Origin of the sequence: Aeromonas sp. 602200 (assembly GCF_049173895.1) — a bacterium.
In the GTDB taxonomy this organism is placed as follows: Bacteria; Pseudomonadota; Gammaproteobacteria; order Enterobacterales; family Aeromonadaceae; genus Aeromonas; species Aeromonas veronii_A.
Window position 1 is genome coordinate 21,766 of record NZ_JAAKSL010000002.1, and the last position, 13,240, is coordinate 35,005.

General features: G+C 58.3%; 13 protein-coding genes. 9 read left to right on the forward strand and 4 right to left on the reverse strand.

The features are described from left to right. Positions 1-111: 111 nt before the first annotated feature. On the reverse strand, positions 112-339 hold the full coding sequence (locus G5221_RS03215; protein WP_005337384.1) for a FeoA family protein: 228 nt from the start codon (positions 337-339) through the stop codon (positions 112-114). Positions 340-458: 119 nt separating this feature from the next. On the opposite strand from G5221_RS03215, the gene G5221_RS03220 reads away from it, so the two are divergent. The 8 genes from G5221_RS03220 to G5221_RS03255 all read left to right on the forward strand — a co-directional run bounded on the left by G5221_RS03220 (position 459) and on the right by G5221_RS03255 (position 6,810). Continuing rightward, positions 459-788, forward strand: a complete 330-nt coding sequence (locus G5221_RS03220; protein ID WP_139428489.1) for a translation initiation factor — start codon at positions 459-461, stop codon at positions 786-788. Positions 789-1,047: 259 nt separating this feature from the next. Continuing rightward, complete coding sequence (locus G5221_RS03225) at positions 1,048-1,605, forward strand: TMEM165/GDT1 family protein (RefSeq protein WP_421258514.1); 558 nt, start codon at positions 1,048-1,050, stop codon at positions 1,603-1,605. Between the two features lie 163 nt (positions 1,606-1,768). Then, positions 1,769-2,707, forward strand: coding sequence for a DUF2157 domain-containing protein (locus G5221_RS03230; protein ID WP_421262823.1), 939 nt, complete (start codon positions 1,769-1,771; stop codon positions 2,705-2,707). Next, positions 2,700-3,704 carry a DUF4401 domain-containing protein gene (locus tag G5221_RS03235; protein ID WP_421262824.1) on the forward strand — a complete coding sequence of 335 codons (1,005 nt, stop codon included), beginning with the start codon at positions 2,700-2,702 and terminating at the stop codon, positions 3,702-3,704. The genes G5221_RS03230 and G5221_RS03235 overlap by 8 nt, the downstream gene beginning before the upstream one ends. Then, positions 3,701-4,231 (forward strand): GDYXXLXY domain-containing protein, encoded by a 531-nt coding sequence (locus G5221_RS03240; protein WP_421262825.1) that lies wholly within the window; start codon positions 3,701-3,703, stop codon positions 4,229-4,231. The genes G5221_RS03235 and G5221_RS03240 overlap by 4 nt, the downstream gene beginning before the upstream one ends. A gap of 71 nt (positions 4,232-4,302) precedes the next feature. After that, the gene (locus tag G5221_RS03245) at positions 4,303-5,049 is read left to right on the forward strand and encodes a substrate-binding periplasmic protein (RefSeq protein ID WP_005359739.1); all 747 of its coding nucleotides are present in this window, start codon (positions 4,303-4,305) and stop codon (positions 5,047-5,049) included. Between the two features lie 122 nt (positions 5,050-5,171). After that, positions 5,172-5,927 carry a substrate-binding periplasmic protein gene (locus tag G5221_RS03250; protein ID WP_421262826.1) on the forward strand — a complete coding sequence of 252 codons (756 nt, stop codon included), beginning with the start codon at positions 5,172-5,174 and terminating at the stop codon, positions 5,925-5,927. 127 nt (positions 5,928-6,054) lie between these two features. Next, a complete protein-coding gene (locus G5221_RS03255) occupies positions 6,055-6,810 on the forward strand; it encodes a substrate-binding periplasmic protein (RefSeq protein ID WP_216953321.1) in 756 nt (251 codons plus the stop codon). Positions 6,811-7,201: 391 nt separating this feature from the next. On the opposite strand, the gene G5221_RS03260 is transcribed toward G5221_RS03255, so the two are convergent. Genes G5221_RS03260 through G5221_RS03270 form a run of 3 tightly spaced genes read right to left on the reverse strand, consistent with a single transcriptional unit; the run spans position 7,202 to position 12,313 of the window. After that, positions 7,202-9,187, reverse strand: coding sequence for an MtrB/PioB family decaheme-associated outer membrane protein (locus G5221_RS03260; protein WP_421262827.1), 1,986 nt, complete (start codon positions 9,185-9,187; stop codon positions 7,202-7,204). 11 nt (positions 9,188-9,198) lie between these two features. Then, positions 9,199-10,173: a DmsE family decaheme c-type cytochrome gene (locus G5221_RS03265; protein ID WP_421251570.1), complete on the reverse strand. Its 975-nt coding sequence runs from the start codon at positions 10,171-10,173 to the stop codon at positions 9,199-9,201. A 55-nt stretch (positions 10,174-10,228) separates the two neighbouring features. Beyond that, complete coding sequence (locus tag G5221_RS03270; protein ID WP_421262828.1) at positions 10,229-12,313, reverse strand: OmcA/MtrC family decaheme c-type cytochrome; 2,085 nt, start codon at positions 12,311-12,313, stop codon at positions 10,229-10,231. A 258-nt stretch (positions 12,314-12,571) separates the two neighbouring features. On the opposite strand from G5221_RS03270, the gene pdsA reads away from it, so the two are divergent. Further along, positions 12,572-13,171 carry a periplasmic diheme shuttle PdsA gene (gene pdsA, locus G5221_RS03275; protein ID WP_421262938.1) on the forward strand — a complete coding sequence of 200 codons (600 nt, stop codon included), beginning with the start codon at positions 12,572-12,574 and terminating at the stop codon, positions 13,169-13,171. Positions 13,172-13,240 lie beyond the last annotated feature (69 nt).

The following is a 13,240-nucleotide window of genomic DNA, read 5'->3' on the forward strand; positions in this document are numbered from 1 at the left end:
TTTCTTCTGAACCCGCCGCGTGCGAGTGGCAAGCTGCTTTGCAGGTTCGACTTCTTGTCTCTGAACCGCTCCCGGTGACTTTCTTGACCGAAGCGGTAGCCGAACAGGGGGTTATACCGGCTCGACTTCTATTTGCTGGGCCAGACTCTTTTGCATGGAGAGACAGATCCCCTGGCACTGGATCTGGAGCGGGTCCCCCAGGGGGGCGGAGCGCAGATAAATGACTTCAGTCTGGGGCAACAGGCCCATCACCATCAGTTTGCGGCGCAGCGGCCGGGCGAGCTGATTCATATTCTTGATGCGAGCACTCTGTCCCGGTGACAACTGCGTGAGTACCATGACTGACTCCTGAAGTTAAACAATAATAATTCTCTTTTACTTGGGGCATTATAAGCTGTGTCTTCAACTTTTATTTGAGTAAAATCAAACTCCGCTTAGCTAACCCATAAAGTAATGCCATGAATCACGACAACAACAGCCGCCTCGTTTACAGCACAGATGGCGGCATGATCAAGGAGCAGAGCGCTCCCCAATCCGCCTCCCCCTTCCCCACTGACGGCACCGTGCGCATTCGCCGCGAGACCAAAGGGCGCAAGGGCGCCGGGGTGATCACCATTCATGGCGTACCCGCCGATCAGCAAAAATCCCTGGCCACCCTGCTCAAGAAAAAGTGCGGCACCGGAGGCGGTATCAAGGAGGGAGTGATCGAGATCCAGGGGGATAAACGGGACCTGATCAAAACCGAGCTGGAGAAAGCCGGTTTCAGCGTCAAGCTGGTGGGTGGCTGATCCCCTTGTCACTCATGCGGTTTTTCCCTAGAATGCCCGCTCCCATCGAGGGGGAGTAGTCTCGCACGCCGGTGCCATCCATTTCATGAATACCGGTTTGCGACCCTGATCAACATACTTGGTGCCAAATCACCATGGTCAGGGTGATCCATGCCAGCCATGGATTTGACAAGACCTTTGACGGGCCAGTGCCAATACCGGGGACGGATGGCGCAGGCTTGTCTTTGGTTTATAACAATTCCGTCCCCCGGTCATTTTTATGGAAGCCTTGTTAACCTCAACCCTCAGCGTCGCTATTGCCGAGATCGGCGATAAAACCCAGCTGTTGGCGTTGCTGCTCATCTGCCGTTTTCGCAAGCCCTGGCCCATCATCGCCGGCATGCTGGCGGCTACCTTGCTCAACCATGCGGGCGCTGCCTGGATTGGTGAGTTCATCAGCCGCTGGCTCGATCCCAAGATAATGACCTGGCTGGTCGCCATCGCCTTTATCGCCATGGCTATCTGGATTTTGGTGCCGGACAAGGTGGATGACGAGGAGAGCTCGCTGGATAAATACGGCCCCTTTATGGCCACCTTCGTGCTCTTCTTCATCGCCGAGATTGGCGACAAGACCCAGATCGCCACCGTGCTGCTGGCCGCCAAATATGATTCGCTGGTACAGGTCATTACCGGCACCACCCTCGGCATGATGCTGGCCAACGTGCCTGTGGTGCTGATCGGCAAGCTGGGGGCAGACAAGCTGCCGCTCAAGGGGATCCGCATCGCCTGCGCCATCCTCTTCGTCGGCCTCGGGGTGAGCACTCTGATCTTTGCCTGATCGCCTTTTCCGCTGCTCAAGCCCTCCCCTGTGGAGGGCTTTTTTGTTTGCTGCTGTGTCTATTGCGTAATCCGCTGTCGCACCACCAGCCGTAGAGCTAAGGGGCAGTGCACGGTTGCGGGTGCCTCATGCCATAATGGGGCAAACCTCGTGGAGTCCCCCCATGCACAACGTATCAAGAGAGACGCTTCTCGAATGGGTCAAACAGGGACGGCTGGCGCCAGAGAAGCTGGTAGACGCCCTGACCCTCGCCGATCTTCCCCCCCATCCGGCGCGCTGGCAGTGGCTGTTTGACCGGCTGCTGCTCTGGCTCGGCGCCATCTGTATCGGGGCTGGCCTCATCTTCTTCGTCGCCTTCAACTGGCAGGAGCTGGGCCGGGTCTCCCGCCTCGCCCTGCTGGAAGCGCCGCTGCTCGCCATGCTGCTTCTGCTGTGGCGCAAACCGCCGGGGGATACCCCCCGTCAGGCGCTGCTGCTCGCTATCGCCCTCAATATCGGCGCCCTGCTGGCGCTGGTGGGTCAGACCTACCAGACCGGCGCCGATCCCTGGCAGCTGTTCGCCACCTGGGCGCTGATGCTGGTGCCGCTGGCGGTATTTGGCCAAAGCCCCCTGCTCTGGACCTTAAGCTGGCTGCTCGGTCAGCTGGCGCTGGTGCTCTACTGGCGGCTCGGTTTGTTCACGTTCTTTTTTACCTTCGATGAAGAGGGATTGGGCTGGTGCCTGACCCTGCTCAACGCCGCCCTCTGGGGTCTGCTTCTGCTGGCACCAAACCGCTGGCGCCTGATGCCAAGCTGGCTGGCGGGCCTTGCCGCCGGTCTGGGAGCCACCCTGCTCACCCTGCTGGCGCTGTTTGATGCCGCCTCCCCGCTGGTGTGGCCGCTCTGGCTTGGCTGGCTCGCCACCGCCTATGCCTTGTGGCATCACAGATTTATCGCCGGACTCGCCATGGGGAGCCTCAGTCTGATTGCCGTCATCCTCGCGGCGCTGGGCAAGTGGATGGAGCCCGACATCAACGGCTTCTTGCTGCTGAGCCTGATTGCCATCGGCCTTTCTGTCACCGCCGCCCGCTGGCTGCAACAACAACGGAGGTCTCATGAGTGATCTGACCCTTTGGCAAGCACTGCAACAGGCCAATCTGGTGGAAGGGGATCAGCCCCGTGATACCCAACCCCACTGGTCGAGCCGCTTTCTGCTCGGGCTGGTGGGCTGGATTGCCGCCCTGTTCCTGCTCTTTTTCCTGTTTCTCACCTTCGAGCAGCTGACCCGCGAGGCCAACAGTGCCCTGCTGCTCGGGGCCGTGCTGCTGGCGGGGGCCTACGCCCTCAATCGCAGCCAAAGCGGCGATCTCTGGGATCAGTTCGTGCTGGCCCTCACCCTGGCGGCTGATGCCTGGCTGCTCTATGGCCTGCTCGATCAGCTTGATCTTCATCACGCCCTGCTCTGGTTTGGGTTGTGCCTGCTCTCCCTTGCCATCGCCATGCTGTTCGATCACTGGCTGGTGCGGCTGTTTCACAGCGTGGCGGCGGCACTGCTGCTCACTCTTGGCCTCGCCTGCCTCGGGCTGCAACTGCTGGCCCTGCCGCTGGTGATGGCGGCCATCACCTTCTGCTGGCTGCGGGCAGATAGGGATCCAGAGCGCCACCAGCTCTACCACTCCATCACGCTGGGGCTCGCCCTCTCCCTGCTGGTGCTGGGCCGTCTGCACCATCCGCTGTGGGATGGCGGCAGCAGCGTGCTGGACGAACTGGGGCTGTCCCGCCTGCCGCTCTGGCTCAATCCCCTGTTCTGCGCCGCCCTGCTGCTGGCGGTGATGGTGAAGCTCAAGCTCCCTCTGCTGTTTGGCCTGCCGCTGGTGCTGATCAGCGCCGTTATCCCCGGCATGGGGGCAGGCGCACTGGTGCTGATCCTCGGGTTTTATGCCGGCAGTCTGGGGCTGATGACCCTCTCGGCCCTGCTGCTGCTCGGCTATGGCTCGCTCTATTACTACGATCTGGGGCTCACCCTGATGACCAAATCCTGGCTGCTGCTTGGCTCCGGCATCCTGCTGCTGGGGGCCCGCCAGCTGCTCACCACCTTCGCGGCAAGGAGCGATTCATGAAACCTGTGACCCGACAGCTCGCCCTGTTGCTGAGCGGCCTCGCCATCCTGGCGGGCATCAATGCCACCGTCTGGCGCTATGAGTACGCCATGAGCAGCGGCGAAGTGGTGCTGCTGCGGCTCGCTCCGGTCGATCCCCGCTCCCTGATGCAGGGGGATTACATGCGGCTCAACTATGAAATTGCCCGCGAGCTGACCAGCCGCGACGCCAGAGCTAATCAAGACAAGGGCAGCGACACCCTGGTGATCCGCCTCGATGCCCATCAGGTAGCCACTCTGGTGGTCGATGGCAAACCGGATCGACTCGCCAGCGATGAGCGGCTATTGCAGGTGCACCAGAGCGAGCGGCAGTGGCAGTGGCAGTGGCAGATTGGCCCCGATGCCTACTTCTTTGAAGAGGGCACGGGGGAGCAATACGAAACGGCCCGCTACGGCGAGTTCCGGCTGCAAGCGGATGGCAAGACCCTGCTGGTAGGGCTGCGGGATGAGGCCTACCAACCCATCGGGCAGATCCGCGCCCGCTGGTAACGGCAGTGAGTGGCTATTTACTCTGTTCATGGTCACACTCAAGGGAAGGTTGATCGCTAAGGATGTTCCCAATGAGGATATGGCTGATCTGTCATCTGTTGCTGCTCTGCTGGGCCTCGACGGCCCGGGCTGATCTGGGCAAGCTCGAGTACCTCACCGAAGAGTACCCCCCCTACAACTTCAGCGATCCGCAAGGCCAGCCCACCGGCCTTGCGGTCGATCTGCTGCAGATGATCTGGCAACACAGCGGCGTGACACCCCAGCCGGTGCGTATCCTGCCCTGGGCGCGAGGTTATTACTTGCTAACCCAGAAGCCCAACGTGGTGCTCTTCTCCACCGCCCGCACCCAGGCGCGGGAGGATCTCTTCAAGTGGGTCTGCCCCATCGGCTACTCGGAGTACATACTGCTCGGCCGCAAAGCGCAGAACATCACCCTGACCGCCTTCGATCAGATGAGCCAATACAAGATCAGCGCGGTGCGCTCGGATGCCGCCGAACAGCTGCTGCTCAACAACGGCATGGATGACAACAACATCATCCCGGCCAACCGCCTGTCGCAGGGGTTGAAGATGCTGCTCTCCGGCCGCGCCGACCTGCTCGCCACCAGCAAGCTGGCGGGATATGACGCCATTCGCGAACTGAAGCTGAGCAGCGACGACTTCAACGTGGCCATGGTGCTGAGCGCCGAGCAGCTCTGCTACGCCTTCAGCCGTCAAGTACCAGACAGCGAGATCACCCTCTTTCAGCAGGGCCTGACCCGCGCCCTCGCCTCGGAGGAGTTTCGCAAATTGCAGGCCAAATACCTGCCGGTGCGCTGACTCTCGGCTGCAGCTGGAATGGCCCCCTCAGTCGCACTATGGTTGCCCGTCAAGGAGCTGGCTATTGCGAACTCGAGCCGTCACACTGTTTGGCATCGTCGATATAGTGAAGGATCTCTTCCATGCGGACATGGCATCTCTCCCACATCCTACTCCTTCTGTGGGCCAGCTTTGCCCGTGCAGATCTGGACAAGCTCGAATACTGCACCGAAATCTCCCCGCCTTTTAACTTCAGTGACGCACAGGGTCAGCCCACCGGCCTTGCCGTCGAACTGCTGCAGATGATCTGGCAATATAGTGACCTTTCCCCCCAACCAATACGCATTCTGCCGTGGGCCCGCGGCTACAAAGAACTAAGCAGCAAGCACAATGTGGTGCTGTTTGCCACCGCACGGACACCCGAACGGGAAGCGCTTTTCAAGTGGGCCTGCCCCATCGACAACTCGGACTTTGTGCTGCTTGGCCGCGCAGCTGACAAGCTGACCCTTGTCTCTGCCGAACAAATGAAACAATACAAGATTGCGGTGGTGCGCTCGACCGTATCGAGTCAGCTGTTGCAGGAGCGGGGTCTGGATGAAAGCAACCTTGTCGAGGCAAACCGTCTCAGCCAGGCGGCAAAAATGCTCGCCTCGGGCCGTACCCATCTCTTTGCTACCAACAAGCTGGTCGGCTATCAAACCCTCAAGGACCTCAACATGGATCTGAATGACTTCAATGTGGCCTTTGTGCTCGACAGCAAGCCACTCTGCTATGCCTTTAGCCGTCAGGTGCCAGACAGGGATATAAGCCGCTTTCAACAAGCTCTGGATCGTGCCCGGGCCTCCCCTCAATTTTCGCAACTGCAAGCCAAATACCTGCCACTGCGCCAGTCTCTCTGACCCTCGCAACACAGCACAACATGCCGGCGGCCTCCTGCACTTTTTGCCAAACTGCAAACCCGCCTTGGCGAAATCATCCGGCTTGGTCACAATTGAGCATAGGTATTCCCTTGAGCAGGATAGAGAAATGAAACCATGGATCGGGTTGGCCACACTGCTTGTTACCTCCTTTGCCAACGCCAGCCCCGAGCTGGCAAAGCTTCACTACATTACCGAAGAGTACAAACCCTACAACTACGCCGATGCCAGTGGCGCCCCCACCGGCCTCGCGGTCGAACTGCTGCAACTGGTATGGAAAAAGACCAATACCCCGGCGCAGCCCATCACCATCATGCCTTGGGCGCGCGGTTACTACCTGCTGACCCAAAAGCCCAATGCGGTACTCTTCTCCACCGCCCGCACCCAGGCGCGGGATCCTCTGTTCAAATGGGCCTGTCCCATCGGTTACGCCGAAATCGTGCTGGTAGGGTTGGCCGAGCGCAATATCACCATCACCAAGCTCGATGATGCCAAAGCATTCAATATCGGGGCGGTACGGGCTGATGTGGGAGAACAGTTGCTACTCAACAACGGCTTTGACGAGACAAAGCTGATGGCAGCCAATCGGCTGGCACAAGCGCTGAAGATGCTCACCTCAGGTCGAATCGATCTGGTCTCCACCAACAAAACCACCATGGAACAGCTGATCGTCGAGCAAAAACTCGACCCCGCCCGCTTCAAGGAGCAGTGGGTACTTAGCTCGGAGCAGTTCTGCTTCGCCTTCAGCCATCCGGTAAGCGACGAACTGGTCAAAGAGTTCCAGACCGGCTTGACCCAGGTGCTGGCGAGCAGTGAATACCCGCTGCTGCACAGCAAATACTTCCCTGCCCCCGCCGCCAAATAGCGGCGCAGCGAAAAGCGCCAACAACAAGGGGTCCGCTGCGGGCCCCTTCGCTTTTTACCGTTTGCTCTCACCTGGCCACGTACCAGCACAGCAGCAGCCACCTTGTGAAGGGCGATAAGCTGTTCGATATCGAGCCCCACGACGGCGCCATTCACACCCGCCACTTGTCGCCCACCATCAACCGATCGGCCCGTTCGGCGCCACACAAGATCAGCGGCCTAACGTCGCAGTGCCGCCACGCAACCCAGCTGCTGGGAAGATCTGAAATATAGAAAATCAATTAGATAGCAACATGCCTCGCGGCATCCAGGCATCAATTGCTATCCGCATTCGGGTGTCTGTGCCGGGCATGAAAAAGGGGAGCCAGGCTCCCCTTGTGGCACTTGCGGCGTTAGAACTTGTAGAGCCAGGAGATAGCGGTGAAGTAACCGTTATAGTTCTGGTTAACATGACCCATGCTGTACTCCTCACCGGTGTAGAGGTAGTCCACATCGTGGTAGAACTCGTAGCGCATATCCCAGCGCAGTGACTGCTTCTCGTCGAGCTGATAGAGGGCATAGCCTTCCAGACGGTGTTGCTTGCTGGTCAGGTCGGGGTAGTCATAACCCTTGCTGGCATCTGTCTGGCCACGGCCATAGGAGAAGCTGTAATCCACCCCCAGTTCCAGCGCCAAATCAAACGCCTTCTTCTGGCTTAGACCCACTCCCAGAGTAGTGATTTGGTCACGAACCCGGGTCGAATAGGGATCCCAGTCCGGGGCACCTGTGTAGGCATGGTTCTGGCTTGAGGTGATCCACTGTACGTTGCTGAAGAGATGGCCACTGAGGTTCTCATCAAACTGCTGGTTAAGGGTCAGATCGATACCGTAATCCTCCCCTTCACTGAGTCCGATGTCGGGCTCCGGGTAGTTGGCCCGTGCCCACCACCCTTCCAGCGAGGAGCTTAACTGCTCGCTGAAGGCATACTGCAGATCGCCGCGCAGTTCGAACCTGTCACGATTGGCCAGATAGAACTGGCGCAAGGTCGGGCTGACATTGGGGTTGTTATTTTTCCACTCAGAGCCATCCCGGGTGCTCCAGGAGAGTTTGCCCCCCAGTTGCAGATCGCCCACCGGGCGATAGCGACTCTTGAGGAACAATGTCTGCTCATCCGTCTTGCGACGATCCGCGTACTCCCGTTCATCGGCACGATACTGGTAACCCCCGGTTACCTTGACCGATCGACTCAGGCGGTAATCCGCTTCCAGATTGGCTTTACTGTGAGAACGATCCCCCGGCTGCCGTTGTTTGCCAATAACAACCTGCTTGTCCGAGTTGTCCTGCCGATCCCGGTATTCGCCCCCGGCCCGCAGAGTCAAATCCCGGCCAAAACGCCCCACCCATTTGGCATTGGTCTGGATGGTATCGATCTCACCGTGGAAATCGCTCTGGGTGATCGGCACCTGCCGGAAGGCGGCTAGATTGCCATCCGACGTTGTTCGGCTGCTGAGAATGCGACCGCTCAGACTCTGCCTGTCCCAGTTGTACTGGCCGGACAAACTGACCTGATGGAAGCTGTTGTCGGGTTCGTAAGCCCGCTCATTGGCATAGGGGTCGCTGGCCGAACCGAAATAGAATGCGGTCTCCTCGTTGCGATAGAGTGAGCCGTTGTAGGCCAGATCAACCAGCCAGCCTTCACCCAGGTAGCTGATGCCACTCTTGACCAGGGTGGTACTGCTGCCATCGACCAGCTTGGGTACAAAGCCCGGCATGCTGCCTATCCCCGGGATGCTGGACTGATAAGTGGCCAGCGTTGCCTCTTTTTTCTCATAAGAGAAATCGGCATAAGGGCGCCATGGGCTCTTGGGGGTATAGGCAAGCCCCATGGTCAGCTTCTTGCGGACCACCTCCTTGTCAAATTCGGCCAGAGCGCCAGCCGTCATCGGTGTATCGTCAGGGCGATAGACGCTCTTGCCATGGCTGTTCCAGTAGAAGGGGGTTTCGGAGTAGCCAATTTTGGCGCGCGCGCCATCATAGTACCCTTGCTCCAGTGCCATGCTGAAACGGCGCATTCCGAGATCCCTGGCCTCGAGTGCCCCATAACGGGATCCCTCCCCCCGATACTGCAGGTCAGCGTTGAAGATCCCCAGCATGCCGGTATCGTTGACGGCGGGCACCCAGTTGCGAAAACGGGTCGCGCCATCATCGTTGATGTAGCCTGTGCCCAGCCCCACCTCACCAAACCAGCCACTCTCGCTTTCACAGGATGCACAGCGCCAGCGTGCGGTTTTGGCCTCCTTGGCCGATTGCAGAGAGTAATCCTCGACAGCCAGCGACTCCTCGGCGGCATGGGCCGAGAAGATGGTCAGCAAGGAGAGCCAAAGTGTTGATTGTTTCATGACATCTCTCCTCAACGTCGCAGGGACTGCCCATTCGGATGGTTGGTCCCGTGGATCTGGTTATGACAATTCAGGCAACTGCCGCCACGTACCTTGAGATCCCCCTCTGGGATGGACACGTTGGCATGGGGGGCGCTGTGACACTCCTGACACAGCTGGGGAACGCGCTTGTTGAGCAGCGCCTGATTGATGGAGCCGTGGGGGCTGTGGCACAGGGAGCAATCCTCGGTCACCGGCTCGTGCTCCCACAGGAAGGGGCCCCGCTTCTCGGCATGGCACTCGTAGCAGCTCTCGTTGACGGTCGGCTGTTTCAGACTGGCCTCATTTTGTGACTGGTGCGGGTTGTGGCAACTGGAGCAGGGCATTTCGCCATTCAGGATGGGATGACTGGTGCGCTTGTGCAGATCCGATTTCTCTGCGGCATGGCAGCTGGTGCAGGTCTCGACCTGTTTCTTGCTGTCCATCACCGGATCCTTGGCCTGGTGCAATGTGTGGCAGCTGGTACAGGAGAGATCCTCGACCGCATGAACACTGGCATGCCAGCCCATCCGGTTGGTATCGGTATGACAGGAGAGACAGACACTGTTCTGCTTCTCGACCGGCACAGGTGAATCGGGACCAAAGGTGATCATCGGCTCCCGTTTCTCTCCTTTGCGAGGATTGCGCGTGTGGTTGCCTGCCGGACCATGACAAGCTTCACACTGCCGGTCGGCCATGGGGCCATTCTGGTTGCCCAGATTGCCGTGCACACTGTGGAATATGCCGGTCGCGGGTTTGCGTGAATCTGAATCGTGGCACTTGAGGCAGGTATCAGCTCCCTTCGGGGAGTATTTTCCCTGGTCAAATTTCTTGTCCAGAGCCGATTCAATCTGGAGTCGCGGATCTGCATCGCCAGCGGGTTGCGCGGCATCGATCTTGGCCCAGGCTGACAGGCAGCTCAGGGCCAGCATGCCAGCCAATAACCACTGCGTGATGGTCTTTTTCATCTTGTTTCCTTCAACGGCGAAGGGCCAGGGGTTACCCCCTGACCGCAGGATTTCATCAACGGAAGTCGTAGACCTTGTGAACCTTGTCGACACCCTGCTCCTGCCCGACGGCATGGCAAGAGGCACACTGTTCAACACCGGTTGCGGCTTCGATCGTCTCTGCACCAAAGACGGCGCCGTTATTCTTCATGTGGGTAGCCCACTCATCCCCTGCCACCGGGCTATCCGGCTTGACCAACCCCAGCGGTGATTTGAGGTGGCAGCTGGAGCAGACCACCAGCACCGGGCTGAAGTATTTGGGCTGTTTGTTGTCAGCCGTGGTGGCGACCAGAGAGGGGCGCGCGTTCTGCTGGTTGGGCAGGTTGTATTGCCCCTGGGTATGACAGGACTCGCAGTTGCTGATATCGCCCGGGAAGGTAGCACTTCCCCCATGTTTGGCGCCCAGCGCGTGGAAGGAGTGGACGTGATATTTCAGGTCCCCCGGCACCCCCGCATAGAACGAGGTACGGGTCGCGTTGTGGCAACTGGTGCACTGGCTCATATCCTTGGCCGCATGATTGCTCATGTGGACTGCCAGATCCTTGTGACAACTGTTGCAGGAAGCGAGATCCGCACCGGCCTTGAGCAGATAGCTGCTGTCGATGCCCCCTTCGGCACGGAAGTAGGCGCTGACCGGATTGATGGCGATCAGGGAGAGTGCGCTGGCAGTACTGCTGCAAGGCAGCAGATCCCCTGCGGCAAACGCCCCGTTGCGATCGGCTTTACGCGCCACACAGACTCTCAAGTCAGCGATGGTCGCAGCCAGGGTGCCGTTGACCTCGTTGCCCGTCTCTTTGCTGCACAGGAAGCGGCCTGTGCCCTGGCTGACACACTTGCTGAACTCGATCTTGTTGCCAGAGACGAAGGTCTGCGGATTGGTGGTGGCCAGCTCGAATCCCTGGCCCTGATCCCAATTGACCAGAATGGCCGGATTGCCATCTTTGACATATTTCAGCACGTCATTAACGCTCTCGGCCGGCGTACCGTCGACGGTGACGGTCAGTTCGATCTCGATATTGGGAGCGGCATAGCGAACGTCATCGAACGTGAACTGCAGCTTGTCGCGTCCAATCGCCTCGTTGGCCATGTAACCCAGGTGGACCATGTAGGGGGACTTGCTGCTGGCCGGATCAGCGCCATGGCACTGGGTGCAGACTGCGCCACTGTTTATCTTGCCAGTGATGTGAGCATCAAAACCTGTGGAGCTGGTTGAATCGGCATGACAGGCACCACACGCTTTTTCCTGGGCATGTTGCCAGTTACCGGCATTGAGGGTGGCTGGCGTGGCGTCCTTGTGACAGGTATCGCAGTTGCGCGAGTCTTGCGGGAAGTGGCTGACCGTCTTGGTATCCGTACTATCCAGATTGCCATGGTACTTGTGCACTATGGTCGTCAGAGAGCGGCGGGTAGCAATGGCCGGATTGCTCTCGTTGTGACAGGTGACACAGAGTTTGGGGTCAGCGCGATCCGCGTGTTTGATCGCTTGCTTCATGTGACAACTGTTACAACTGCTCTGATCCACGATATCCCGGGTCAAAGCGGCGCGCGTCCCAGCCGGCACCCAGTCCAGCACATAGTTGGTGACGGGGACATTGTTACTGCCACCAAAAAAGATACCCACACGATGAGTCGCCGTTTCATCCCAACTAATCACGCCATTGTTGCTCTGTGAATCAGCAGGATAGGGATCCGGCACTGTGGTGGGGTTAATAGCAAAGGTGTAGCGATATTGCCCATTGCCCAGTGACTCCAGCTTGCCGCTGTTTTCACTGGTGGCTTTGCCGGAACGGTAGATAAAACTCTTCCAGATGGCCGGGTCTTCACGTGTGGCATCGCGGCCGGGGATCATCTTGTTGAGGGTGAATGAGGGGATCGTAGCGCCCAGGTCGTAACCCGAGCCCTGTTTGTCCGTCACGTTGAACTGTACCGAGAGCTGACCATCCGGGGTGAGAACCGGTGTCGACGCCGAGATAATCAGAGATCCAGGGGTTCCTGGAGGAGGGGTGGGTGGCTCACTCTTATCACTGCCATCCCCCCCGCCACCACAGGCCGAGAGGGTGAGCACCATTGCAGCTGCCACCAGCGCTTTCCAGTATTTCATCTTGTTTATCCTTTTTTATCGGATTTTTTATTTCATGTATGAGCTGTCTCAGAAAAGTCCCAAAAACATGCAACATTGAAGCCTTTTGAGCCCCACCTTGGTCAAAAACCATTTCCACCCAAATTATAAGGTTTATGTGGCTCTCGACGTTGACAGAAGTCTCAAAAGCGGGACTGAGCCCACTTTTTCGAATAAAAAAACGGTATAAGCTGTCTTTTTCGATTTTTATGTCAAAGGGAGTGCAAAATGAAGCGAAGCATGAAATGGGAAGTGGTGGGGTTATCTCTGTTGATTGGTTCAATTGGGCCAGCCTTTGCCGGGGTCGACGAGATGGCCAAAACATGTAACGCATGTCACGGTAATCAGGGGATCAGCTCACATACAGATATTCCGACAATCGCCGGAATAGCAGAATCTAATCTTGCGGAGCAGATGCGAAGCTACCTAGATGGCCGCCCTGCTAAGACCGTTAATCATGTCACCGGTGACACCAGCAAACAGGGAAACATGACCGACATTGTTAAGGGTCTTAGCGACGATCAGATCGACGAATTGGCAGCTTACTATGCCGAACTGCCCTACCAGCCGATGAAGCAGCCGTTCGATGCCGCACTGGCCAAAGCAGGACAAAAACTGCATGAGGAGTCAGGTTGCAAGAAGTGTCACTCCGAAGGTGGCTCCGTTGCCGACGATGAAGCCTCCATCCTCTCCGGTCAGCCAAAAGGTTACATACTGATGGCCCTGCAAGAGTTCAAGGCCGGCAAGCGCAGCAATGACGAGAAGATGAATAACGCCATCATTGCCATGAGTGATGCCGATCTCCAGGCGTTGGCCGAGTACTACGCCAGCCAGCAATAACCAAAGCGGTCAGGTTTATCCATTGATCAAGCCCCCACTCTGTCGTGGGTGGGGGACTCTTGCCCGTTT